General features: G+C 55.0%; 20 protein-coding genes. 11 read left to right on the plus strand and 9 right to left on the minus strand.

The features are described from left to right. Positions 1-144: 144 nt before the first annotated feature. The gene (locus ACOXYR_RS15330; RefSeq protein ID WP_421356107.1) at positions 145-2,373 is read left to right on the plus strand and encodes a TonB-dependent siderophore receptor; all 2,229 of its coding nucleotides are present in this window, start codon (positions 145-147) and stop codon (positions 2,371-2,373) included. A 55-nt stretch (positions 2,374-2,428) separates the two neighbouring features. Further along, complete coding sequence (gene entD, locus ACOXYR_RS15335) at positions 2,429-3,082, plus strand: enterobactin synthase subunit EntD (protein WP_189623375.1); 654 nt, start codon at positions 2,429-2,431, stop codon at positions 3,080-3,082. A 38-nt stretch (positions 3,083-3,120) separates the two neighbouring features. Here entD and ACOXYR_RS15340 read toward each other — a convergent pair whose 3' ends face one another. After that, positions 3,121-4,221, minus strand: coding sequence for an NADH:flavin oxidoreductase/NADH oxidase (locus tag ACOXYR_RS15340; protein ID WP_421356108.1), 1,101 nt, complete (start codon positions 4,219-4,221; stop codon positions 3,121-3,123). Positions 4,222-4,575: 354 nt separating this feature from the next. On the opposite strand from ACOXYR_RS15340, the gene ACOXYR_RS15345 reads away from it, so the two are divergent. The 3 genes from ACOXYR_RS15345 (at position 4,576) to ACOXYR_RS15355 (ending at position 8,149) form a co-directional block, all read left to right on the plus strand. Beyond that, positions 4,576-6,141, plus strand: coding sequence for an AbgT family transporter (locus ACOXYR_RS15345; RefSeq protein ID WP_108473979.1), 1,566 nt, complete (start codon positions 4,576-4,578; stop codon positions 6,139-6,141). Between the two features lie 93 nt (positions 6,142-6,234). After that, complete coding sequence (locus ACOXYR_RS15350; RefSeq protein ID WP_189623373.1) at positions 6,235-7,350, plus strand: YbdK family carboxylate-amine ligase; 1,116 nt, start codon at positions 6,235-6,237, stop codon at positions 7,348-7,350. Positions 7,351-7,423: 73 nt separating this feature from the next. After that, positions 7,424-8,149: a phosphodiester glycosidase family protein gene (locus tag ACOXYR_RS15355; RefSeq protein WP_421356109.1), complete on the plus strand. Its 726-nt coding sequence runs from the start codon at positions 7,424-7,426 to the stop codon at positions 8,147-8,149. Positions 8,150-8,232: 83 nt separating this feature from the next. Here ACOXYR_RS15355 and ACOXYR_RS15360 read toward each other — a convergent pair whose 3' ends face one another. Then, positions 8,233-10,947: a cation-transporting P-type ATPase gene (locus ACOXYR_RS15360; protein WP_421356119.1), complete on the minus strand. Its 2,715-nt coding sequence runs from the start codon at positions 10,945-10,947 to the stop codon at positions 8,233-8,235. A 507-nt stretch (positions 10,948-11,454) separates the two neighbouring features. On the opposite strand from ACOXYR_RS15360, the gene ACOXYR_RS15365 reads away from it, so the two are divergent. Then, on the plus strand, positions 11,455-11,700 hold the full coding sequence (locus ACOXYR_RS15365) for a DUF1158 domain-containing protein (protein ID WP_108473982.1): 246 nt from the start codon (positions 11,455-11,457) through the stop codon (positions 11,698-11,700). Here ACOXYR_RS15365 and ACOXYR_RS15370 read toward each other — a convergent pair. The 3 genes from ACOXYR_RS15370 to ACOXYR_RS15380 form a co-directional block, all read right to left on the minus strand. Continuing rightward, positions 11,632-13,254, minus strand: coding sequence for an alpha/beta hydrolase (locus ACOXYR_RS15370; protein ID WP_421356110.1), 1,623 nt, complete (start codon positions 13,252-13,254; stop codon positions 11,632-11,634). The two genes, ACOXYR_RS15365 and ACOXYR_RS15370, sit on opposite strands and share 69 nt — an antisense overlap. A gap of 279 nt (positions 13,255-13,533) precedes the next feature. Next, positions 13,534-13,878: a RamA family antibiotic efflux transcriptional regulator gene (locus ACOXYR_RS15375; RefSeq protein WP_108473984.1), complete on the minus strand. Its 345-nt coding sequence runs from the start codon at positions 13,876-13,878 to the stop codon at positions 13,534-13,536. Between the two features lie 37 nt (positions 13,879-13,915). After that, entirely contained in the window at positions 13,916-15,031 is a 1,116-nt protein-coding gene (locus ACOXYR_RS15380) for an MBL fold metallo-hydrolase (protein WP_421356120.1), read from the minus strand. A 173-nt stretch (positions 15,032-15,204) separates the two neighbouring features. Here ACOXYR_RS15380 and ACOXYR_RS15385 point away from each other — a divergent pair, with 173 nt between their 5' ends. The 5 genes from ACOXYR_RS15385 (at position 15,205) to ACOXYR_RS15405 (ending at position 19,732) form a co-directional block, all read left to right on the plus strand. Further along, a complete protein-coding gene (locus ACOXYR_RS15385) occupies positions 15,205-15,783 on the plus strand; it encodes a TetR/AcrR family transcriptional regulator (RefSeq protein WP_108473986.1) in 579 nt (192 codons plus the stop codon). 131 nt (positions 15,784-15,914) lie between these two features. Further along, positions 15,915-17,096 (plus strand): aminotransferase-like domain-containing protein, encoded by a 1,182-nt coding sequence (locus tag ACOXYR_RS15390; protein ID WP_108473987.1) that lies wholly within the window; start codon positions 15,915-15,917, stop codon positions 17,094-17,096. A 49-nt stretch (positions 17,097-17,145) separates the two neighbouring features. Further along, positions 17,146-17,514 (plus strand): MmcQ/YjbR family DNA-binding protein, encoded by a 369-nt coding sequence (locus ACOXYR_RS15395; RefSeq protein ID WP_421356111.1) that lies wholly within the window; start codon positions 17,146-17,148, stop codon positions 17,512-17,514. 123 nt (positions 17,515-17,637) lie between these two features. Continuing rightward, positions 17,638-18,291: an oxygen-insensitive NAD(P)H nitroreductase gene (nfsB, locus tag ACOXYR_RS15400; protein ID WP_113857555.1), complete on the plus strand. Its 654-nt coding sequence runs from the start codon at positions 17,638-17,640 to the stop codon at positions 18,289-18,291. A 193-nt stretch (positions 18,292-18,484) separates the two neighbouring features. Further along, positions 18,485-19,732, plus strand: coding sequence for a mechanosensitive ion channel family protein (locus ACOXYR_RS15405; protein WP_015965446.1), 1,248 nt, complete (start codon positions 18,485-18,487; stop codon positions 19,730-19,732). Here ACOXYR_RS15405 and ACOXYR_RS15410 read toward each other — a convergent pair whose 3' ends face one another. The 4 genes from ACOXYR_RS15410 to ACOXYR_RS15425 form a co-directional block, all read right to left on the minus strand. After that, positions 19,733-20,713, minus strand: coding sequence for a LacI family DNA-binding transcriptional regulator (locus ACOXYR_RS15410; RefSeq protein ID WP_421356112.1), 981 nt, complete (start codon positions 20,711-20,713; stop codon positions 19,733-19,735). A 77-nt stretch (positions 20,714-20,790) separates the two neighbouring features. Beyond that, the gene (locus ACOXYR_RS15415) at positions 20,791-21,942 is read right to left on the minus strand and encodes a Gfo/Idh/MocA family protein (RefSeq protein WP_421356113.1); all 1,152 of its coding nucleotides are present in this window, start codon (positions 21,940-21,942) and stop codon (positions 20,791-20,793) included. After that, positions 21,939-22,967, minus strand: a complete 1,029-nt coding sequence (locus ACOXYR_RS15420; RefSeq protein WP_421356114.1) for a sugar phosphate isomerase/epimerase family protein — start codon at positions 22,965-22,967, stop codon at positions 21,939-21,941. The genes ACOXYR_RS15415 and ACOXYR_RS15420 overlap by 4 nt, the downstream gene beginning before the upstream one ends. 16 nt (positions 22,968-22,983) lie before the next feature. Further along, a complete protein-coding gene (locus ACOXYR_RS15425) occupies positions 22,984-24,225 on the minus strand; it encodes an MFS transporter (protein WP_421356115.1) in 1,242 nt (413 codons plus the stop codon). Positions 24,226-24,328 lie beyond the last annotated feature (103 nt).

Genomic DNA, 24,328 nt, shown 5'->3' on the forward strand with positions numbered 1-24,328 from the left:
CTTTCAAATTAAAAGATTAGTCAGGAACCGCTTTCTTCCCCATGGATGGCAGCTTTCGCAGTTCCCTGACACAACTCATGCCGCCTCTCCTCCCCGTGGGAATGGAGCAAGTGGAGAAAGCGGCGAAGAAAAGCAGGATTAGTGATGAATAACAAGATCAAATCCCTGGCCTTACTGGTCAATTTGGGTATCTACGGCGTCGCCTTCCCCCTCAACGCCGCAGAAACCGCCTCCACCAGCGAAACCGAATCCACTGGCGAGACGATGGTCGTCACCGCCGCGCAGCAGAATCTCCAGGCGCCGGGCGTTTCGACCATTACCGCTGATGAAATCCGTAAAAATCCGGTTGCGCGCGATGTGTCGGAAATTATCCGTACCATGCCAGGCGTGAACCTGACCGGTAACTCCACCAGCGGCCAGCGTGGCAACAACCGCCAGATTGATATTCGCGGAATGGGCCCGGAAAACACCCTGATCCTGATTGACGGTAAACCGGTCAGCAGCCGTAACTCTGTGCGTCAGGGCTGGCGCGGCGAGCGTGATACCCGTGGCGATACCAGTTGGGTACCGCCGGAGATGATCGAACGTATTGAGGTCATCCGTGGCCCGGCGGCAGCCCGTTATGGTAACGGCGCAGCGGGCGGCGTGGTGAATATCATCACTAAGAAAGGCGGCAATGAGTGGCACGGGTCGTGGGATACCTACTTCAACGTGCCGGAGCACAAAGACGAAGGCTCCACCAAGCGTACTAACTTTAGCCTGAGCGGCCCGATGGGCGGCGATTTCAGCTTCCGTCTGTACGGTAACCTGGATAAAACGCAGGCGGATGCGTGGGATATTAACAAAGGGCATCAGTCTGATCGTACAGGAATCTACTCCGACACGCTGCCTGCAGGCCGTGAAGGCGTCATCAACAAAGATATCAACGGCCAGGTGCGTTGGGACTTTGCGCCGATGCAGTCTCTGGAGTTCGAAGCGGGCTATAGCCGCCAGGGTAACCTCTACGCCGGTGATACCCAGAACACCAACAGCAACCAGCTAGTGAAAGATAACTACGGCAAAGAGACTAACCGTCTTTACCGTCAGAACTACTCTGTCACCTGGAACGGCGGCTGGGATAACGGCGTGACTACCAGCAACTGGGTACAGTACGAGCACACTCGCAACTCCCGTAAAGGTGAAGGTCTGGCGGGCGGTACGGAAGGGATCTTCTCCACCAACGACTATGTGAATATCGATCTGGCCGATCTGATGTTGCACAGCGAAGTGAGCATTCCGCTCGACCTGCTGGTTAATCAGAACCTGACGCTGGGCACCGAATGGAACCAGCAGCGCATGAAGGATTTAGGTTCGAATACCCAAACCTTTATGGGCGGCGACGTTCCGGGCGCAACCAGCACGAACCGTAGCCCTTACTCGCAGGCGGAAATATTCTCTCTGTTTGCCGAAGACAACATTGAGCTGACCGACAGCACCATGCTGACGCCAGCGCTGCGTTTCGATCATCATACCATTGTCGGCAACAACTGGAGCCCGTCGCTGAACCTGTCTCAGGGTCTGGGCGATGACTTCACTCTGAAGATGGGTATCGCGCGCGCTTATAAAGCGCCAAGCCTGTATCAGACTAACCCGAACTACATTCTCTACAGTAAAGGTCAGGGTTGCTACGCCAGCGGCGGTGCCTGCTATCTGCAGGGTAACGACGACCTGAAAGCAGAAACCAGCATCAACAAAGAGATTGGTCTGGAGTTCAAACGTGATGGCTGGCTGGCCGGTGTGACCTGGTTCCGTAACGATTATCGCGACAAAATTGAAGCGGGCTACTCTGCGGTTTCCAGTAACGCCAGCGGTACCGATATCTACAAATGGGAAAACGTGCCGAAAGCCGTAGTTGAAGGCCTTGAAGGAACGTTGAACATTCCGGTTAGCGAAACGGTGAACTGGACCAACAACATCACCTACATGCTGCAAAGTAAGAACAAAGAGACCGGCGATCGCCTGTCCATCATTCCGGAGTATACGCTGAACTCCACTCTGAGCTGGCAGGTACATCAGGATGTCTCCTTGCAGTCGACCTTCACCTGGTACGGCAAGCAGCAGCCGAAGAAATACAACTATAAAGGGCAACCGGCCACGGGCCCGGAAACAGAAGAAGTCAGCCCTTATAGCATCGTTGGCCTGAGCGCGACCTGGGATGTGACCAAAAACGTCAGCCTGACCAGCGGCGTGGATAACGTCTTCGATAAACGCCACTGGCGTGAAGGTAATGCCCAGACCACGGGCGGGGCTACCGGTTATATGTATGGCGCAGGCGCGAATACCTATAACGAATCTGGCCGTACCTGGTTTATGAGCGTGAACACCCACTTCTAATTGTAATGTTGTTCCGGATCCTCTCCCCGCCAGGGGAGAGGATGATGGGGAAAAGATGCAAACCTACCATTCTACATTTACCCTCGCCCACCATCTTCTACACCGTATTGATTTTCAGCCAGAAACCTTTAGCGACGGCGATTTGCTGTGGTTACCGCATCACGCCGACCTGGCGCATTTCGGCAAAAAACGACGTATTGAGCATCTTGCCGGACGCATTGCCGCCGCGTATGCGCTGCAGCCCTTTGGCCTGAAAGCCATTCCCGGCATCGGTGAACAGCGCCAGCCACTGTGGCCGGAAGGCATTTTTGGCAGCATCAGCCACAGTGGAAAACGGGCGATCGCCGCCGTTTCCCGCAAGCCCGTTGGCATTGATATCGAGCACATCTTCAGCTCGCAGTTAGCTGCCGAAGTGGCGACGCAGATTGCCTCGCCTGCGGAGATTTTTCGCCTGCAAACCAGCGGCCTGCCTTTTGCGATTGCCCTGACGCTGGCGTTCTCTGCCAAAGAGAGCGTCTATAAAGCATTCTCTTCACAGGCAGAGCCCTGCCCGGGATTTGCAGCAGCAGAGATGACCGCGATTGATGAGAATGCGCTTTGTCTGCGCTTAGCACCGGCGTTTTCAGCCCGGCTTGCCGGGAAGGAGATCAGTGTGGCTTATGAGGTAGAGGGCGACGAGGTGGTGACCTGTACGGTGACTCCTCTTTAATGGAAGCGCGATACGTTGTCTCGCATCGCGCACTCAGGCTATTTAAATAAATGCTTCAGGCTGTGTGGCTGGCAGCGAAGATATTGATTCGACGCGTGAACCTGCGCGCCCAGCGCCGCCGCTGCATGCCATGGCCATCTCGGATTATAAAGTACGCCACGCGCGAGCCCGATAAAATCAGCATCGCCACCCGCCACAATTGACTCGGCGTGTTCTGGCTCGGTAATTAAGCCCACCGCAACGACCGGGATAGTAACGGCGGATTTCACCGCCCGGGCCAACGGAACCTGATAGCCTGGGAAAACGTCAATCTGCTGATCAGGATGCAAACCGCCGCTGGAAACATGTATTGCATCCACCCCACGTTCTTCCAGCAGTCTTGAAAATTCGACCGCTTCCTGAATATCGAACCCGCCCTCAACCCAGTCGGTTGCAGAGATGCGCACACTGATGGCTTTATCCGCCGGAAACGCGGCGCGAACGACGTCAAAGATTTCAAGTGGGAACCGGACTCTGTTTTCAAAAGAACCGCCATAATTATCCATTCTTTGATTCGACAGCGGCGATAAAAATTGATGCAGCAGATAGCCATGAGCAGCGTGTATCTGGATAAGATCCACATCCAGCCGGGCCGCGCGTTTCGCAGCATCCGCAAATTGCTGGCGCACGGTGTCTAACCCTTCGCTATCCAGCGCCGCGGGTGTGGAATGCCCCTCATTATAGGGAATGGCCGAAGGCGCGACGGTCTGCCAACCGCCCTCTTCATCGGGCGCGAGTGGCCCTTTTTGCTCCCACGGTTTGGACGTGGATGCTTTCCTGCCCGCATGAGCCAACTGGATTGCGATAGGCATATCTGACCACTGACGAATGGAAGCAATCACCCGGCCCATGGCTTCTTCACAACGATCGTCGTACAAACCTACATCCGCAAAGGTAATGCGCCCTTCGGGAGAAACGGAGGTTGCTTCAATGGTCAGTAACCCTGCGCCCGACTGCGCCAGTTGCCCCAGATGCTGCACATGCCAGTCATTCATGCAGCCATCCGTTGCCGAGTACTGGCACATAGGGGCAATCACGATGCGATTATCAATTTCAAGGTTGCGAATGCGAAAAGGCGTGAACAGCTTGGGTTGCGACATATCTTTTACTCCAGAGTGACTGTTGGATTTCGATAACATTAACTATCGCGCAAAAAAATCAACGGGTCATGTTTGTCATCCACCTTACGCCCAAAATCAGGAAATTCCTCGCGTAAAACCAACCATGGCGTGCTTCCATTGCGATGAAGAAACAGACAGAACGGCAAATTAATTCGGCAGCATAGAATAATCCACCAACAATTACCGAATAATCAGCACAGTAAGTAAATAAATAAGACATTCGTCGAGTTTTTGCGGGCAAAAAAGATAGTTTAGCCGCGTAATTACCCCTATCATCCCTGGTGATACATTCAGACAAATTATGAAACACTTTGTCAGTGTTAAGGGAAGCGAATGAGTACACACACTACAACACCAGGGAACGGGGCCGGTGAAAGCCGTCTGATGAGCGGTTTCCTCAATGCGATTGAACGCGCCGGGAATAAACTTCCTGAACCGGCGTTAATATTTTTCTACTTTTTGCTGGTCGTCATGGGGCTGTCTGCCGTCCTGTCGTTGATGACTTTTGATGTCGTCAATCCTATGACGCAGGAGACCGTTCAGGTCAACAACCTGCTCTCCGCCGAAGCGCTCACCAATACGCTGGCCAATATGGTGACGACGTTCACCACCTTCGCCCCGCTCGGTATTGTGCTGGTGGCGATGCTCGGCGTCGGCGTAGCCGAAAGCTCCGGCTTTATTAACGTCGGCCTGAAGAAGATGCTGCGCGTGACGCCGAAGAAACTGCTGACGCCGATGCTGATTTTTGTCGCGATGTTCAGCCACGTGGCGGCAGATGCAGGCTATGTACTGGTGATTCCGTTGGGTGCAATTATCTTTATGTCCGCCGGGCGTCACCCGCTGGTAGGGATCGCCGCTGCATTCTCGGGCGTCTCGGGCGGGTTTGCCGCTAACATGGTGCCTACCGGAAACGATGCGCTGTTGCAGGGCTTTACCCAGGCCGCGGCGCAGTTGCTCGACAGCACCTATACCGTCAACACGCTGTGTAACCTCTTCTTCGGAATTGCGTCTTCAATTCTGATCACCCTGGTCGGCTGGTGGGTCACCGAGCGCATCGTTGAGCCGCGCGTCAGCAAAATGACCATCGACGGCGATTATAAGCATGAAGAAGATATGTCCAGCGTCTCAGACAAAGAGAGCCGCGCCTTTAATCGCGCGTCGCTGGTAATGCTGCTGGGCCTTGCGGCGCTGGCGGCAGCGGCCTGGCCGGAAGGCTCGATGCTGCGCGGCACCGACGGCTCGCTCACCTCTTACAGCGCGCCAATCATGAAATCCATTGTGCCGCTGATTTTCCTGATCTTTATTCTGCCGGGGATTGTGTACGGCTTTGCCTCCGGTACGTTTAAAACCGGAAAAGATGTCATCGCGTCGATGAATGACGCGATGAGCAAAATGGGCTCATACATGGTGATGGCGTTCTTCTGCGCCATGTTCATTAAAGCGTTCAGCGACTCGAACATTGGCACACTGCTGGCGCTGGTCGGCGCGGATGGCCTGAAAGCGATGGAGCTGCCGGGTGAAGCGACGATTATTGGCATGATCCTGCTGACCGCCGCCGTGAACCTGCTGATTGGTTCCGCCTCGGCCAAATGGGGTTTGTTATCGCCGATTATGGTACCGATGCTGATGGCTGTCGGTATCTCCCCGGAACTGACCCAGGCGGCATTCCGTATCGGGGATTCCAGCACCAATATTATCACCCCGCTGATGGTCTTTTTCCCACTGGTGGTGGTCTATTGCCAGCGCTATGTGAAGGGCGCGGGCGTCGGCACGCTGGTATCCATGATGATGCCTTACTCCATCGCCTTCTTTATTAGTTGGAGCCTGTTCCTGCTGGCCTGGTGGGGGCTGGGAATGCCGCTTGGCGTCGCTGCGCCGTACACCTGGAGCGCGGGTTAACCCTAACGTTACGGACGGTACTTAATCGCACCGTCCGATCTCTTTTTTTCTCCCACCTATACTAAAGGCACCAGTCACCATCGTGAGACGACTATGCCTTTACCTGACTTTCATGTTTCTGCACCTTTTACGCTCGGCATTGAGCTTGAGCTTCAGGTCATTAACCCGCCAGGTTACGATCTTTGCCAGGACTCTTCAGCCCTGATAGCCGCCGCCAGCCGTGGAGTAGCACAGGGGGAAATCAAGCATGACATCACTAACAGCATGCTGGAGGTGGCAACGGGCGTGTGTGACGATATCCACCAGGCCGCCACCCAGCTTGCCGCCATTCAACGCGCCGTACTCCGTGCGGCGTCCGAGCAGCATGTCAAAATTTGCGGCGGCGGAACGCATCCGTTCCAGCGCTGGCAAAGTCAGGAGGTCGGGGATAATCCCCGTTATCAGCACACTCTCGAAGCCTATGGCTACCTTGCCCGTCAGGCGACAGTGTTTGGTCAACACGTGCATGTCGGCTGCACCAACGGCGACGATGCGCTGTATCTGCTGCACGGCCTTTCGCGCTACGTTCCACATCTGATTGCGCTCAGCGCCGCGTCGCCCTATCTGCAAGGTGCCGATAGCAGCTTCGCCTGCGCGCGGCTCAATATTTTCTCGGCGTTTCCCGATAACGGCCCCATGCCCTGGGCCGCAAACTGGCAAGAGTTTACCCGGCTGTTTCGCCAGTTGAGCTACACCAGCATGGTCGACAGCATTAAAGACTTACACTGGGATATTCGCCCCAGCCCGCATTTTGGCACGGTAGAGGTGCGCGTCATGGACACGCCGCTCACCCTCGGCCACGCAGTGAATATGGCCGGGCTGATTCAGGCGCTGGCGCACTGGCTGCTTGATAAACGCCCGCATAAAGTCAGTCCGCAGGATTACCTGCTGTATAAGTTCAATCGCTTCCAGGCATGCCGTTATGGTCTTCAGGGCGTGGTGACCGATGTCGCCAGCGGCGAACAGCGCACCATTGCCAGTGAACTGGAAACGCTGCTGGAACAGCTACAACCGTACGCCGACGTACATCGCGCCGGAAGCGCGCTCGAAGAACTGGCGCTGATGGTGAAACACGGAAAAAGCGAAGCCCAGCGCATGCGCGAGTTTATCGCCGGGGGTGGCTCGTTGATAAGCCTGGTACAACAGCACTGCGACACCTGGGCGGCCTGAGCACAGAAAACCTTTGCATGAGCGGGATTACGCGCTATTTTGCCCTCCCGCTCATCGCACAAGGAACGAAGATATGCTGCGTCTTTGGCCGTTGCCCGCTCTGCTTGCGCTAACGCCGTTCGCCCATGCCGCCTGCACGCTGACCGACCCGTCACTTAAGCTTCAAAGCTATGAAGTCGATCTGCAACAAGAAAATATCACCCTGCGCTGGAAGAAACCGGACGGCAAAGCCTGGGGTTCACTCTATTCGCTGCTGGCGGATATCAACGGCAACGGGCAGGTGCTGATGGCGATGAACGGCGGGATTTATGGCAAAGATTATGCGCCACTGGGGCTCTATATCGAAAAGGGAAAAAAGCTGGCGCCGATTAATCGCGCATCCGGCGGCGGCAACTTCTTTATTCGCCCGGGCGGCGTGTTTTATCTCAAGAATCAAAAAGCAGGCATCGTGACGCTTGATGCGCTAAAAAGCACCAAAGGGATGGAATACGCAGTGCAGTCCGGCCCGATGCTGATTGAAAACGGCACCATCAACTGGCGTCTAAAGCCGTCGGCCAGTTCGCGAAAATTACGTAATGCGGTGGGCATTAACCGTCAGGGCCGCGTGGTGTTTATGCTGAGCGCGAAAGAAACCAATTTTTATGATTTCGCCTGCTATGCGCAGTCAAAGCTGGATATCAAGCAGATGCTGTATCTTGATGGCACGATTTCGAAGATGTATCAGAAGGGAAGTTCGGTACCGTGGCAGTATCATCCGTTTGTCACCATGATTACAGTGGAGAGTAAAACGTCTTCCTGAGCATTGCCGGATGGCGGCTACGCCTTATCCGGCCTACAAGTAAACAGGCCCGGTAAGCGACGCGCCACCGGGCCTTTTTTCAATTAAGCAGCCTTGCGGAATCGCCTCGTCAGGCGCTTCTCAATCTCGACGATGAAGAACATCACCGCACCCATTGCCAGCGTCACGAACCAGTAGCGAGCAGGCAGCGCTTCGGTGCCGAACATCATCTGCATCACCGGCAGATAGATAATCGCCAGCTGGAGCAGCAACAGAACGCCCGTCACCATCCAGATACCTTTGTTCTTCAGCAGGCCGCGGTTGATAGAGAAACCGTCGGTGTTACGGCAGTTAATCATGTACAGCCACTGCGCGGTCACCAGCATCTGCAACAGCACGGTACGGACAAACTCTGCGCTGTGGCCGCGTGGCGCCAGCCAGGCTTCCAGAATGAAGGCGCTGATGGCAATCATCGAGCCGACAAACGCCACACGCCAGACCGCAAACGCGTCCATGACGTGCTGGCCGGTTTTACGCGGCGGGCGATTCATCACGTTACGCTCGGCGGCTTCGAAGGCCAGGCCGAAGGAAAGCGTCGCGGAGGTCGCCATGTTCATCCACAAAATCAGCACCGGCGTCAGCGGGATCATATTCCCTGCCAACAGGGCAATCACCACCAGCAGACCCTGCGCCAGGTTGGTTGGCATGATAAAGAGGATCGTCTTCTTCAGGTTGTCGTACACCCGACGCCCCTCTTTGACCGAGCTGGCGATGGTGGCGAAGTTGTCGTCGGTCAGCACCATGTCCGCCGCCTCTTTGGTGACTTCGGTGCCTTTAATCCCCATCGCAATGCCGACATCAGCCTGACGCAGCGCTGGCGCGTCGTTCACACCGTCGCCAGTCATCCCGACCACTTCACCGTTCTTCTGCAACGCTTTAACCAGACGCAGTTTATGCTCCGGGCTGGTGCGGGCAAAGATGTCATACTCCACCGCCGCTTTCGCCAGCTCGTCGTCATCCATGTGCTCCAGCTGGTAGCCGGTCATCGCTTCGGTCGCATTGTGGATCCCCAACATCTGACCAATGCTCATCGCCGTTTGCGGGTGATCGCCGGTGATCATTTTCACGCGGATCCCTGCCGTCTGGCAGGTGTGGATCGCATCGACCGCTTCCGGGCGTGGCGGGTCCATCATCCCGGCGATACCAAGGAAGATAAGCCCCTGCTGGAGGTCGCTGTGATCCAGCGTGGTCGCGCCGATATCGGCAGGTTTAATAGCCGCCGCCACCATACGCAGGCCCTGACGGGCAAAGCGCTCCATCTCGGACTCCCAGTAGGCGCGGTCGAATGTCGCCAGGCCACGTGCAGTCTGCTGCTGCTCACACAGCGCAAAGAGTACATCCGGCGCGCCAGTAACCATCACCCACTCTTCCGCATCCAGCTTATAGTGCGTTGCCATGTACTTGTACTGGGAATCAAACGGGATCTTCGCCACCAGTTCCGTGGTCACCGGCTCCAGCGACGCTTTCGTTGCCAGTACCTTCAGTGCGCCTTCGGTCGGCCCACCGGTAATTCCCCAGTGGCCCAGCTCATTGCGTACCAGTTGGCTATCGTTACAGAGATCAATCGTGCGCAGGTATTTTTCCAGCACCGTATAAGGCTGAACTTTTACCGGCTCATTGCTGCCCTCAAGGTAGAGATTGCCAACCGGCTCGTAGCTGTCGCCGTCCACGCGGTAGCAGCTATCGGCGGTGATCACCGCTTTCACGGTCATCTCGTTCATGGTCAGGGTGCCGGTTTTATCAGAGCACACCACGGTCATCGCGCCCAGCGTCTCAACGGTTGGCAGCTTACGAATAATCGCCCGCTTACGCGCCATCGCCTGTACGCCCAACGAGAGGATAATCGAGATAATCGCCGGTAAACCCTCGGGTACCGCCGCGACAGCCAGGCTAATCAGCGACAGCAGCAATTCGCCCATCGGCATATCGCGCAGCAGCACGCTGAACACGAACAGTACCGCCATCATCGCCAGAATAATGACGAAAATCGCTTTACCGAGTTTGTCCATCTGCACCAGCAGCGGCGTGCGGTTAGTTTCAACGTCAGCCATCATCTGGTTGATGCGGCCAAGCTCGGTCGCCTGCCCGGTTGCCACCACCACACCTACGCCGCCGCCCGCGCTCACGGTGGTGCCGGAGAACAGCATATTGGTGCGATCGCCCAGCGGCAGGTCGCCGGTCAGCGCGTCGGTGTGCTTATCGACAACCGTCGACTCACCGGTGAGAATCGCCTCTTCCACGCGCAGGTTATGCGCTTCAATCAGGCGCATATCCGCCGGGATACGGTCGCCCGCGCGCAGCACTACGATATCACCTGGCACCAAATCGGTGGTCGGGATCGTGGCGTGTTTGCCGTCGCGGATCACCTGAGCGTCGCTGGAGAGCATGTTGCGAATGCTTTGCAGCGATTTCTCCGCGTTGCTCTCCTGGATATAACCAATTAGCGCGTTAATCACCGTAACGCCGAGAATCACAGCGGTATCGACCCAATGGCCCATCACCGCCGTCATCACAGCAGCGGCCAGCAGGATGTAGATCAGGACGTCGTTGAAGTGCGCGAGGAAGCGCAGCCACGCGGGCTTACCTTTCTTCTGCGGCAGCGCATTAGGGCCGAGCTTCTGCAAGCGAGCGGCGGCTTCAGCCCGGCTCAGACCTTCCGGCTGGGTTTGCTTTTGCTCAAGGATCTGGGCAAGGGTTTGCTGATAAGCCTGCCGGTGGGTGTTACCGCCCGTTGGCGGTATGTTCTGCGGGTTCATCATTTTAGACACGATAAATTTCCTTCTAAATTCCTGTATACGGAAGGCCTGAAATCATTTCTGGCCAAGGCTAAGACGTTTTAATAATTATTAATCCTTGCGGATGAAAAAATTGATCTCACGCAATATTCGATATCCATTAAAATTCAAAGATGATGCCAGTTGATTTAATAATATTAATATTACAGAATGTTCTTAAACTCAAACTAAACGAGGTAAATTATGTTCGGAATCTACCGCGGACGCCGCCTGGCGCTGTACATCGCCGCTGCAATCATCGTTGCAACGCTGATTGGCTACAGCACTTATACATTTGTAAAACTACTGGGTTAAACATGACGATTATTTACGTAAATTAGCGTTCATTTAAACCCAGAGTATTTATTTAATTCATCTACGAATTAATACGTAGCGGCTGTTTTTTATTTTCCAAAATATGTTTACACAGAATCATTGCGTTATGCCGCCTATTGCCGGAAAATATAGTTTTTAACCTAAGATTAACATCGCATGAAACACCCGCTCGAAACCCTGATTTCTGCCGCCGGTATTTTGCTTATGGCGCTACTCTCTTGCCTGCTGCTACCGGCGCCCTCTCTCGGCTTAACGCTGGCGCAAAAACTGGTCGAGGCCTTCCATCTGATGGATCTCGACCAGCTTTATACCCTGCTGTTTTGTCTCTGGTTTTTAGTGCTTGGCGCTGTAGAGTACTTTGTTCTGCGCTACGTATGGCGCCGCTGGTTTGCCGTGCGCTAAGCCGGTTAAATCGCGCAGCCCCAGCACCAGCGCTTCACTCCATCCGGCGTAATCATGGCCGCTGGATGAGGCATGAAAACTCACTGGATACCCTTTTTCACGCAGCACCTGCTCAAACGCCAGCGTGTGGCGATAGTTGCCACCGCCGGGCCCGCTGCTCTCAAACTGCCCGGCCTGTAACCAGAAGCGTAATGGGTAGCGCGGCGACTGCGCATATTGCCGGGCAAGCCAGTTCACCGGCTCGCCTTTCGGCGCCCACCAATAGGAGCCTGACAGGCTCAACACATTGCCAAACAGACGCGGATAGCGCAGCGCCACCCACGAAGAAGCCAGCCCGCCGTAGCTCGACCCGGCCAGAATCGTCTTCTGCCGCGTTAGCGTAATGCCTTGCTGTTGCAGGAATGGCACCAGCTCATGGGCCATAAAATCCGCAAAATGAGGATTCGGCGGCAGCTCTTTTCCGCGTCTTGCGTGGTCCAGGCTATCAATGAAAACAATATTGATTGGCGGCAGCAGATGGCGAGCAATCAGGCCATCCAGCACGTTAGCGGTGCGATACTCATCCTGCCAGTTTTGCCCATCAAACATAAACATCGTCCATCGCGCGGGCTGCGCGACGCGGGGGCGATAGATTTTGATTTCGCGGCTGTTGCCAAGATGGTGGCTACTCAACGTATGGCGCGTCAGGCTACCGTAGCGGATCGGCTGGGCCATGCGTTGGGCGGAGAAGTAACGGGAAGCTGGCAGCGCCAGTAGAGAAAAGCGGTTCCAGCGATCGAGCGTCAATGGGCTCAGCGTCAGCGGGTTAAGCGGATCGGCCTGCGCACTGACCTGAATAGCGCGCTGTTGCTCGCGCAAACTGCCCGCGACTTTAGGCACATCCGGGGCGAGTTTATATTGCATCAGCGTATCGGCAGGCACGACATAACTGCGAAACCAGACGTCCGACTGCCCTAAGCGAAACAGCGCATCATGATCGCCACCGGGCGAGCCCAGAAGATAAACATTGCTGCGCGCGCCGCGCCACAGGAAGGTCACCCGTTTATGCTGCGCGTCGACGGGCTCCACCATCGGGGTTCCTTCCTGCTGACGCGTCAGCCAGAACGCGTCAGTATTCCTACCGGCGGCAAGTTCACGTGCGAGTTTTTGCAGTTGCGGGCTGGCGGGCGATTGCTGCTCTTCCACCGCCAGCGCGTGAGTTTCATTGATTTGCCACTGGAAATGCCAGGCCGAGCCCGCTTCACCGTGTAATACCAGTGAAGAGGACTGCTTAACCGGCAGAGAAAACAGCAACATATGCTGCCCATCCGTCGGGCCACCGGACACCAGCGTGCGAATGGCGCGGTTTTGCTCATCCAGTAACTGCGCATCGGTCACGCCCGATAAGCGCGCCGAGACATAATTTTCGCCCAGCGCTGGCAGAGTAAAACAAACCTCGCCGCTGGCATCAAATTTGCCCTTCTGCTCCCCCCGGTTGGGAGAGGTTTCACACTCCATCGCTGATGCAGGCAGCGCCGTCAGCCCAATCAGTAATCCACTCCACGCCAGTTTCATCGAACACACATTCCCGTTGAAATTTGTTAACAACGCTAATGCAAATGGGAATTGTTTTCAATAGATGAGATGGGGCTGGGTGACCGTTGCCTCTCCCCTCACCCCGGCCCTCTCCCACGGGGAGAGGGAGAAAACCGCACATGCCTCACCACCAGCACAATCGGTTCCATCTCCCTGCGGGAGAGGGAGAAAACCGCACATACCTCACCACTGGCACCATCGGTCCCCTCTCCCTGTGGGAGAGGGACAGGGTGAGGGGGAACAGGCCGCCGCCCCGCCCTAATGCATCTGACTACAAAAATTCTCCCGACGATACGCTCCCGGCGACTGGTTAAACGTCCGGGTGAAGACGCGGGTAAATGTCTGCTGTGAATCAAAGCCATATTTCAGACAAATGTCATACACGCGCTGGTTGGTCGTGCGCAGCTCCTGCGCCGCCAGGCTGAGTTTGCGCTGGCGGATATAGCGCCCCAGACTCTCGCCTTTGTACTGCAAAAAGAGCCGTTGCAGATGCCATTTCGAGTAGCCCGCGTGACGTGCGATATCGTCAATGCGAAGCGGTTGGTGCAGGTTGTCATCGATCCACTCAACGATAGTGTCGATAACCTGAGCGGAAATAGTCATGCTTCCCTCTCCTTCTCTTTTTTATTACTGCTGGTGATTATTCCCACCAGGCCCGGAATTGCTGTGTACGGTCGGCAAGCGCTACGGGCTCGCCCTGCATCGGTGTCAGCAGACGATAAGCCTTACCCTTGCTGGCCTGAGCAAGCCGTTTATACGGGTCATCCCACGTGTGTTTTGCCAGCACAAAGCGCCCGGAGTGGCCCGGCAGCACAGCAGCGGCATGCAGGTCGACGGCGGCCTGAGCGGTCTCTTCAGGGTGCATATGGATATAGCGCCAGTCCTGGTCATACTGACCATTTTCCAGAATCGCGACATCAACAACACCAAACTGCTCACCAATGGCTTTGAAGTGCGGCCCATAGCCGGAGTCACCGCTGTAGTAAATTTTTCGCTGCGGCGTGACGAACATAAAGCTGGCCCACAGGGTCTGGTTGCGCTTGATACCGCGCCCGGAGAAATGCCGCGCGGGCAGTACGTGTACGCTCAGCGACGGGCTGATTTCAACCTGTTCCTGCCAGTCTGCCTCGGTCACCCGCTCGTCATTCATTCCCCAGTAACGCAGATGCGACCCCACGCCCAGCGGCACCACCGCCCTTTTTACCTTCGGGATCAGCGCCTTAATCGTCGCGTAATCCAGATGGTCGTAATGATCGTGCGAGATAATCAGCAGATCGATTTCCGGCATGTTTTTCGCGTGCCAGGGATAATCCCCGGCAAATGCTTTATTCAGAAACGAGAACGGCGCGGCGTAGTTGCTGAACACCGGATCAATCAGAATGCGTTTCCCCGCCAGTTGCAGATACCACGATGAATGACCCAGCCAAATCGTAACCTCTTCCTGCAACGGAATGTTTGCCAGATCGGTCGCGACCATCGGCAGCGGTTGTGCCGGGCGCGCATTCTCGCGTTTGACCGTCAGAAACTCCCACCAGGCCACCAGCATGTTTTTGTCGCTGGTAAATCCCGGCGTCGGCAACTGATTGTGGAATACACCGTCACGGTAGTTTGGCGACGCCTCTACCCGGCTCTTCTCAGCCCCCTGCGGAGCCTGGCCGAAACCGGCATTCAGAACAAAAGGCAGACTCGCTGCGGATGCAATAAGCATGATGACAACCACACTGATGATGAAAGGTTTCATTTCCTGACCAGACAGATGCCTCATCCTGAAGCAGCGTGAAAAACTTGATTATGAGTGAGTAGGCACTCATTATAGAGAGAGGGAGAAAAAATCGTCAAGCCGATTTTCGAATTTTGACCTGCCTCGTTGAAGTGAGGCCGGGTTGCATGTTTCAATCTCTTCTTTTGTACGCAGTGAGGTAAAGTGTAGTGGCTCGTCCCAAGAGTGAAGATAAAAAGCAGGCGTTACTGGATGCCGCAACGGTGGCTTTTGCCCAATCCGGCATTGCCGCCTCGACGGCGCTAATCGCCCGCAACGCGGGGGTCGCAGAAGGCACCCTGTTCCGCTATTTTGCCACCAAAGACGATCTGCTTAATGCGCTTTACCTGCATCTGAAATACGACCTTTGCCAGGCGATGATTGCCGGGCTCAGCAATTCTGAAGCCCCGAAAGAGGTGATTCACAGCATCTGGAACAGTTACATCGACTGGGGCGTACGTAATCCGGTCGGCAACCGCGCGATGCGCCGTATGTCGATGAGCGAAAAGATCACCGAAGCGACAAAACAGCAGGTAAAAGAGATGTTCCCGGAACTCAACCGCCTGTGCCAACGTTCTGTGCGCCCGGTGTATCTGTCCGGCGAGTTCGAAACCTTTGGCGACGCGCTGTTTCTTTCACTTGCGGAAGCCACCATTGAATTCGCCAGCCAACAGCCCGCGCGTGCGGATAAACTCAAAGCGCTGGGTTTTGAAGCAATGTGGCGCGCTCTGGCCGAGGAAAAGCCTTAACGCTATCCGTCCGGTAGCGGATTCCCCCATGTTGACAGCACGATATTCTGAAAATTAAAAAGCTGCGGCCATTCTACGGCAGACTGTTTTATAGTAGACCCTCTTCTCATCATCATGAAATCAGGGTCATTATGTTCGAACATCAGCTGGCATCGCGCGCCACAGGGCTGAAACCTTCCGCCGTCCGCGAACTCCTCAAACACAGCAAACTGCCCGGCGTTATCTCGCTTGGCGGTGGTATTCCTGCGCCAGAACTGTTTGATAACGAAGGTATTCAGCTCGCGGTACAGCAGGTTATGGCGTCACAATTTCAGGAAGCGATGCAGTACAGCCTGAGCGAAGGTTACCCGCCGCTGCGTCAGGCGATTGCCGATATTTGTCGCGCGCGCGGCGTGGCTTGTGACGCGTCACAGGTTTACATCACGTCCGGCTCTCAGCAGTCGCTGGATATTGTTGCCCGCACGCTGCTTAACCCTGGCGATGTGGTCGTCGTCGAGCGCCCAACTTATCTGGCGGCGTTGCAGGTTTTCCAGCTGGCGCAGGCCAACATTCAGAGCGTCGATACCGACGAAGACGGCATGCTGGTGGAACAACTGGCCGATTTAGTGCAGACCAGCCCGGTTAAAGTAGTGTATCTGGTTCCTACCTTTGGCAACCCTGGCGGCAAGACGCTCAGCGAACCGCGCCGCCGTCGTCTGGTCGAGCTGGCAAAACAGCACGGCTTTATCATCGTTGAAGACGACCCGTACGGTGAAATCAGCTTTACGGATGAACGCCCGCAGCCGCTTTATCAACACGCGATGGCGCTCGGCTGCACCGACCAGGTCATCTATACCTCAACCTTCTCCAAAATTCTGGCGCCGGGTATGCGCGTGGGCTGGCTGGTGATGCCGGAATGGCTGGCAAACAAAGCCATTATCGTGAAACAGGCGACCGATCTGCATACCAGCACCCTGTCGCAGCAAATCACGGCACAGTATCTTTCTCTGAATCGTCTGCCCGCACAAATTGCGCTGATCCGCGAAGATTATCGTAAAAAATGCGAAACGCTGGCGAGTGCGCTGGAAGCCAAACTGGGCGATCATCTTGCTTTCAGCCGCCCGAAAGGCGGGATGTTCCTGTGGGCCCATTTCCGCTACCCGTTCAATACTACCGAATGGCTGAAAAAGACGCTGGAAAACCGCGTGGTCTTTGTGCCGGGCGAAGCGTTTTATAACGATGCGCCTGACGTCACGACGCTGCGTCTCTCTTACTCCACCGTTTCTCACGAAGGGTTGGTTGAGGCGGTCGATCGTCTGGCAAAATCACTGTAAGCCTGACGGGGACGGTGCCGCCGTTCCCGTTTTGCACAACGGAGGAGCGATGGACAGTGAAGCATTACACGCCAGCGCAAAACGCCTGGCGCTGGAGATGCCGTTTGCCGAGCTGACCTGGCCTTTTGGCCCGGAGTACGATGTGTTCTGTATCGGCGGAAAAATCTTTATGATCAACCTGTGGACTCGCGGCTTGCCCGTTGTCAATCTCAAGTCAGATCCGGAAATTTCGCTGCTCAATCAGGCTATCTATCCCAGCATCAAACCGGGATACCATATGAATAAAAAGCACTGGGTCTCTGTCTATCCGGGTGATGATATTACGCCAGCGTTACTGGAATCGCTGATTACCGATTCATGGGAACGCGTTGTCGATAAGTTGCCAAAACGCGAGCAAAAACGGTTTCGTCCTCAATGATTTTCCGTTTTTATCAATAACTGTTATCGCATTTTTCACACTTCTCAAATCGCCTTCTGCGCTGTACCCTTTTCCGTCTTAACGCACCGCTTGAGCGGTGCTTTTTATCATTCAGGAGTTGTTATGGATATCATTTCCGTTGCCAAAAAGCGCTATTCCACTAAAGCCTTCGACGCCAGCAAAAAACTGACCGCTGAGCAGGCAGACAACCTGAAGACGCTGCTGCAATTCAGCCCGTCCAGCACCAACTCTCAGCCGTGGCACTTTATCGTTGCCAGCAGCGATGAAGGCAAAGCACGCGTGGCGAAATCTGCAGCCGGGAACTACGTCTTCAACGAACGTAAAATGCTGGACGCCTCTCACGTGGTGGTCTTCTGCGCCAAAACCGCGATGGATGACGCATGGCTTGAGAAAGTGGTTGATCAGGAAGAGGCCGATGGCCGCTTTGCCACTCCGGAAGCGAAAGCCGCTAACCACAAAGGCCGTACGTTCTTTGCTGATATGCACCGCAAGGATCTGAAAGATGACGATCAGTGGATGGCAAAACAGGTTTACCTGAATGTCGGTAACTTCCTGCTGGGCGTCGGCGCTATGGGCCTGGATGCGGTACCGATTGAAGGTTTCGACGCCGCCGTGCTCGACGCCGAATTTGGCCTGAAAGAGAAAGGCTTCACCAGCCTGGTGGTCGTGCCAGTGGGTCATCACAGCGTGGAAGATTTCAACGCTGCTCTGCCGAAATCGCGTCTGCCGCTGTCAGAAATCTTGACTGAGATTTAATTTATCCCCCTCACCCGGCCCTCTCCCACAGGGAGAGGGAGAAACCAGCACCAAAATTTAACCTGGCGCGATCGGTTCCCTCTCCCTGTGGGAGAGGGCTAGGGTGAGGGCACCAAACCGCACCGTAATTCCCACCAATTTGCATAATATCCCCCCAGCCGCCATTATAGGCACTGGTTATAAAGGAGATGTTATGCAGGAATTGATAGCTCAGGTCGAAGAACTCGGCATCGAAATAAATCACACCAGTTCCCTGGTGATTATCTTTGGTATTATTTTACTTACCGCAATTGTCGTACATATTATCCTGCACCGTATTGTGCTACGGACATTTGAGCGACGCGCACAGGCCAGCAGCAAATTATGGCTGCAAATCATTACCCAAAATAAACTTTTCCATCGACTGGCGTTTACCCTGCAAGGGATTATCGTCAACGTACAGGCCGTTTTATGGCTACAAAAAGGCAGCGATGCGGCGCAAATTCTAACAACCTGCGCTCAACTGTGGGTCATGCTTTATGCCCTGTTGTCTTTCTTCTCGTTATTAGATGTTATCTTTAATCTCAGCCAGAAATTTTCCGCGGCGTCTCAGTTACCGCTTAAAGGGATATTCCAGGGGGTGAAACTAGTCAGTGCCATCCTGGTCGGTATTCTGATTATTTCTCTGCTACTGGGGCAATCACCGGCGATTCTGATTAGTGGCCTTGGCGCGATGGCCGCCGTGCTGATGCTGGTGTTTAAAGACCCGATTCTTGGCCTGGTCGCCGGTATTCAGCTCTCAGCCAACGATATGCTGAAGCTTGGTGACTGGCTGGAGATGCCGAAATATGGCGCTGACGGCGCGGTCACGGATATCGGCCTGACCACCGTAAAAGTGCGTAACTGGGATAACACCATTACCACCATTCCTACCTGGTCGCTGGTCTCTGACTCTTTTAAAAACTGGAGCGGTATGTCTGCATCCGGTGGGCGTCGAATTAAGCGCAGCATTAATATCGACACCACCAGCGTGCATTTTCTCGATGAGCAGGAACAGCAGCGTCTGATTCAGGCCAAATTGCTTAAACCTTATATGGATTCGCGCCATCAGGAAATTGATGAATGGAACCGCGAGCACGGCAGCGAAGCATCGGTACTGAATCTGCGTAAAATGACTAACGTCGGCACGTTCCGCGCATATCTCAACGAATATTTACGTAACCACCCACGTATTCGTAAAGATATGACGTTGATGGTTCGCCAGCTTGCGCCAGATAATAACGGCCTGCCGATGGAGATATATTGCTTTACCAATACGGTAGTCTGGGCGGAATATGAAAGCATTCAGGCGGATATCTTCGACCATATTTTTGCAGTTGTGGAAGAGTTTGGCCTGCGCGTATATCAGTCGCCTACCGGGAACGATATTCGTTCACTGGCAGGCGCCATTCAAGCGCAATAATCAGGCACTGGCGCGCGAAATAAAGCGCCAGTCCATCATCACTCGCTCGGCCACAGAGGCCGGGTTGTCAATTTTATTCAGTAGCAGTTCTACCGCTTTCGCGCCTATCTCGCGTGAAGGCTGTTGCACCGTTGTCAGTTGCGGAGAGACCATCTCCGCAAGCTCGGTACCATCGAATCCCACTACGGCGATATCCTGCGGAACGTTCAACCCCGCTTGTTCAATCGCGCGCATTGCCCCGGCGGCCAGGGTATCAGAAACGGCGAACACCGCATCCGGCCTCGGCTGTTGCGCCAGCAATTTTTCCATTGCTGCTTTCCCCGCCGCAGAACTCAGCTCTGCCGCGTACTCCACGGAGTGATAGTCCAGTTCGCGCACATGCAGCACGCTTTTGTAGCCTCGCTCGCGCAGGCGGGCATATTTATAGCTCAGGTCGTGGTTAATCAACGCAATGCGCTTTCGACCCTTGTCGGCCAGATGACTCACCACATGTTGAGCAGCATCGACATCGTTAATTCCCACACAGGAAACCGAGCCGGTGTCGGCATACTCCGCACACTGCACCCATGGCGCATCACCGATAAAGGTTTTCAGCTCCGGCAACTTGCTGAATGCATCCATGGTGATAATGCCGTCAACCATCTTACCGGTCAGCAAGCGCAAACCGGATTTCGAACGCTCGATATCCGAACCGGAATGGCACAGCAGAATGCGATAACCTTTTTTCTCGGCCTGTTCTTCAATGCCCTTCACCACCTCGGCGCAAAACGGGTTGGCGATGTTAGAAACCATCACGAGGATCATCGAACTGCGCGCCGTGCGAAGCTGACGCGCCAGCAGGTTTGGCTGGTAGTTGCTCTCTTTAATCGCCTGCAGTACCCGCTCGCGGTTTTTCGGCTTTACGGTATCGCTGTTGTTCAGCACGCGCGACACCGTGGCGACCGACACACCGGCCAGCCGCGCAATTTTCTGAATGGACATAGGAAGGAGATTTCCTGCTATTAACGCGTTGGTTGCAGGCTATCACAAAAACGCCGCCCGGCGAACCGGGCGGAGGCTTAATCCGCCACGCGCACCCAACGTTGTTGCTGATGGCTTTTCATAATTGCGTCAATGATATACATCACATTTGCGCCATCGCGGAAGGAAGCAAAACGACGCACCCCGGCTGGCGGCATTTCCCCCTGCGCCACCGCACGATAGAAGTTCTGCATCATGTTTTTAAAAGCGTCTGGCCAGCCCTCAATGTGACCACCGGGGAAATGGGCACTATTGGCAATATCCCGATTCAGCAATCCAGGGTCGTCACTGAGCAGTTGATTCGCCCCTTCACGCTTGCCTATCCACAGCTGTTGCGGCACTTCCTGATCCCACGCCAGCGAACATTCGCTGCCGTTAAGCTCAAAGCTAAGGCGATTTTTACGCCCAGCGCTCACCTGCGAAACGCTAAAGCACCCTTTACTGCCATCGTCAAAACGGAACAGTACCGAACCCGCATCCTCCGTGGTGACAGGATAATCCGCGTACTGCGCGGCATGCGTCTGCTGGCTAAAGGTTGAGGAACCGGCAACATTCGCTTTGCGCATCGGCCAAACAATCGCGAGATCCGCCATTACTTCGACAATGCGCTTGCCGGTTACAAACTGCACTGTATCGCACCAGTGAGAACCGATATCCGCCATCGCCCTCGACGCCCCGCCCTGCGCGGCATCCACGCGCCAGTTGAAATCCGTTTCGTTGAGTATCCAGTCCTGTAAGTAGCTGCCGTAAACCGAGAACAACCGCCCGGTTGCGCCGCTGCGCTGCATACTTGCCGCCTGCTGCACCATCGCGAACTGGCGATAAACAAAGCTGACGCCATGCACGACGCCCGCGTCATCCGCCATCGTCACCAGCTCCCGCGCCTCATCTGGCGTCAGGCACAGTGGTTTTTCCGAGAAGATATGCTTTCCGGCGGCAAGAATTTGCCGGGTAATCTGCGCGTGCAGATGATTGGGCGTGCAGTTATGAACCACCTGCAAGCCCGGATGCGCCAGAAAGGCGTTGACGTCGCCATAAGCGTGCGGCACCGAAAGTTCATTTGCTTTAGCCTGCGCGCGCGCCAGAGTGCTGTCGCACAACGCCACCACCTGCACATTACCGAGCCGACGCAGCGCTTCCAGATGCGCCGGGCCAATAAATCCGCTGCCGATAATTCCTACCTGAATCATTTCTCTACCTCGCTGCCAGCGGCGAAATCATCAAACGCCCGTGTGGACACAGGGATGATGTGCCGACGAATAAACTCGCTTCCCTCGCGTGCCCCCACTTCTGCGGATTTCAGGCAACATTCCCACTCCAGCACCGCCCAACCGTCGTAATCATGCTGGGTTAATTTGCTGAAAATCCCTTTAAAGTCGATTTGCCCGTCTCCCAATGACCGAAAGCGTCCGGCTCGGGTGAGCCAGTTTTGATAACCACCGTAAACGCCGCTGCGCCCGTTGCGCTCAAACTCGGCATCCTTCACGTGAAACGCTTTAATGCGTGAATGATAGATATCGATCCACGCCAGATAGTCGATATTTTGCAGGTGTAAATGGCTGGGGTCGTAAAGCATATGACAGCGCGGATGATGTCCTACGCCTTCCAGAAAACGCTCAAACGTCAGGCCGTCATGCAGATCCTCGCCGGGATGAATTTCATAGCACAGGTTCACGCCATGCTCATCAAACACATCCAGAATCGGTCGCCAGCGGCGCGCCTGCTCAGCAAAGGCGTCCTGCAACAGTGCGGCATTGTGCGGCGGCCAGGGGTAAAAATAGGGCCACGCCAGCGCGCCGGAAAATGTCGCATGTGCCGATAACCCCAGCCGAGCGGATGCCTGCGCGGCTTTCTTCACTATACCTACCGCCCACTGCTGACGCGCCTGAGGCTTACCGCGCAGCGCGGACGGTGCGAAGTGGTCGAACGCGTTATCATAGGCCGGATGCACCGCCACAAGTTGTCCTTCCAAATGCGTAGACAACTCGCTTACCTCCAGCCCTTTTTCCGCCAGCCTGCCGCGAATCTCATCGCAGTATGTCTGGCTGGCAGCCGCTTTTTCCAGGTCAAATATCGCCGGATGATTGCAGGGGATTTGCAGCGCTTTATAACCCAACCCGGCGGCCCACTCCGTCAGGCCATCCAGGGAATTAAAGGGCGCATCGCCTGCGATAAACTGAGAAAGAAAAATCCCCGGTCCTTTGATTGTTTTCATACCACCTCCTTAAACACTACGCCTGCGTCTTATCGTCATACTTAAACAAGAAGAGGAAAATAATGGCAATAACGGCGGCGGCAACCGCCGGGATCCACCAAAAGGTGACCCATGCCTGCGGCACGCTGTGCCCGGCGACCAAACGGTTGTAGAGCGCACCGGAAATCTGTGAGCCCAACAGCATGCCGATACCGTAGGTGAACATCACCACCATGCTTTGCGCCTGCCCTTTCACCTTCTCGCCCGCCACGCGGTCGGTGTAGATAAAGCCCACCACAAAGAAGAAGTCGTAACATACGCCGTGAAGCAAAATGCCGAGATACAACAGGAAACGCCCCTCTTCGCTAACGCCCAGCGCAAAAAAGGCATAACGTACAAACCACGCCAGCATGCCAATGAGTAGCATGTACTTCACGCCCAAACGGCGGAACAGCAAGGGAATAACCAGCATGAAGAAAATCTCGGACATCTGACCGAAGGACATCGCCGTACTGACATCTCCCACACCCGCGTCAGCAAGGTAGGACGCGGTATAGGCGTAGTAGGTGCCCAGCGGAATAGAGATCAGCGTCGCGCAAATAGCAAAGACCAGGAAGTGACGTGTTTTCAGCAGCGCGAAAGCATCGGCGCAAAAGAGATCGCGCAGCTTCACCGGCAACCCTTTTGCCGGAGCTGGTGTATGCGGCAACGTCAGGCTATAAATCGCCAGCGCCACCGAGCAAATCGCCGCCAGGGTAAAGATACCCGTAGTATCGGAAATCCCCGTCACGCCGATAAAAATACCCGCCACAATCCAGCCAATGGTGCCGAACACGCGCACCACCGGGAACGTTTTATCGACATTCGCCAGGCTGTGGAAGGCAATGTTATTGGTTAGCGCCAGGGTTGGCATATAGCAAAGCGTATAGCCGAACAGCAGCGCAATCAGCAGCGAACCGTTTTGCGCGACTAACGCCTGCGGCACAAACCAGAGGATCGCCGCGCCCAGCAGATGCATCACCGCCATCACTTTCTGCGACGCAAAGAAGCGATCCACCAGCATACCCAGCACAAACGGGGAAAGAATAGACGCAATGGGGCCTGCGGAGAACGCGTCGCCGATTAACAGCGACATGTTGTGTTGAGTCATCACTAACCCGAGCGTGACCGACCAACTGCCCCAGATAAAGAACTGCATAAACATCATTAACGACAAGCGCGGAACCAGCATGCGGTGCTGTACTGCGAGGCCATTACTACTTTCGGTTGTTGACACCATATTTGCCACCCTCAAAAAGTAATCGATTACATTTATCCCTAAAGAAAAAGTAATCGATTACAAAAAGAAGATCGCGGATCATGAGTGGGATCTGGGAGATGGG

This window comes from Pseudocitrobacter faecalis (assembly GCF_965231525.1).
Taxonomy (GTDB): Bacteria; Pseudomonadota; Gammaproteobacteria; order Enterobacterales; family Enterobacteriaceae; genus Pseudocitrobacter; species Pseudocitrobacter faecalis.

Excerpts from the sequence above, each read along its gene's own strand:
- ACOXYR_RS15330 (WP_421356107.1), top strand. The coding sequence starts at position 145 with ATGAATAACAAGATCAAATCCCTGGCCTTACTGGTCAATTTGGGTATC.
- entD (WP_189623375.1), top strand. The coding sequence starts at position 2,429 with ATGCAAACCTACCATTCTACATTTACCCTCGCCCACCATCTTCTACAC.
- ACOXYR_RS15340 (WP_421356108.1), bottom strand. The coding sequence starts at position 4,221 with ATGTCGCAACCCAAGCTGTTCACGCCTTTTCGCATTCGCAACCTTGAA.
- ACOXYR_RS15345 (WP_108473979.1), top strand. The coding sequence starts at position 4,576 with ATGAGTACACACACTACAACACCAGGGAACGGGGCCGGTGAAAGCCGT.
- ACOXYR_RS15350 (WP_189623373.1), top strand. The coding sequence starts at position 6,235 with ATGCCTTTACCTGACTTTCATGTTTCTGCACCTTTTACGCTCGGCATT.
- ACOXYR_RS15355 (WP_421356109.1), top strand. The coding sequence starts at position 7,424 with ATGCTGCGTCTTTGGCCGTTGCCCGCTCTGCTTGCGCTAACGCCGTTC.
- ACOXYR_RS15360 (WP_421356119.1), bottom strand. The coding sequence starts at position 10,947 with ATGATGAACCCGCAGAACATACCGCCAACGGGCGGTAACACCCACCGG.
- ACOXYR_RS15365 (WP_108473982.1), top strand. The coding sequence starts at position 11,455 with ATGAAACACCCGCTCGAAACCCTGATTTCTGCCGCCGGTATTTTGCTT.
- ACOXYR_RS15370 (WP_421356110.1), bottom strand. The coding sequence starts at position 13,254 with ATGAAACTGGCGTGGAGTGGATTACTGATTGGGCTGACGGCGCTGCCT.
- ACOXYR_RS15375 (WP_108473984.1), bottom strand. The coding sequence starts at position 13,878 with ATGACTATTTCCGCTCAGGTTATCGACACTATCGTTGAGTGGATCGAT.
- ACOXYR_RS15390 (WP_108473987.1), top strand. The coding sequence starts at position 15,915 with ATGTTCGAACATCAGCTGGCATCGCGCGCCACAGGGCTGAAACCTTCC.
- ACOXYR_RS15395 (WP_421356111.1), top strand. The coding sequence starts at position 17,146 with ATGGACAGTGAAGCATTACACGCCAGCGCAAAACGCCTGGCGCTGGAG.
- nfsB (WP_113857555.1), top strand. The coding sequence starts at position 17,638 with ATGGATATCATTTCCGTTGCCAAAAAGCGCTATTCCACTAAAGCCTTC.
- ACOXYR_RS15405 (WP_015965446.1), top strand. The coding sequence starts at position 18,485 with ATGCAGGAATTGATAGCTCAGGTCGAAGAACTCGGCATCGAAATAAAT.
- ACOXYR_RS15410 (WP_421356112.1), bottom strand. The coding sequence starts at position 20,713 with ATGTCCATTCAGAAAATTGCGCGGCTGGCCGGTGTGTCGGTCGCCACG.
- ACOXYR_RS15415 (WP_421356113.1), bottom strand. The coding sequence starts at position 21,942 with ATGATTCAGGTAGGAATTATCGGCAGCGGATTTATTGGCCCGGCGCAT.
- ACOXYR_RS15420 (WP_421356114.1), bottom strand. The coding sequence starts at position 22,967 with ATGAAAACAATCAAAGGACCGGGGATTTTTCTTTCTCAGTTTATCGCA.
- ACOXYR_RS15425 (WP_421356115.1), bottom strand. The coding sequence starts at position 24,225 with ATGGTGTCAACAACCGAAAGTAGTAATGGCCTCGCAGTACAGCACCGC.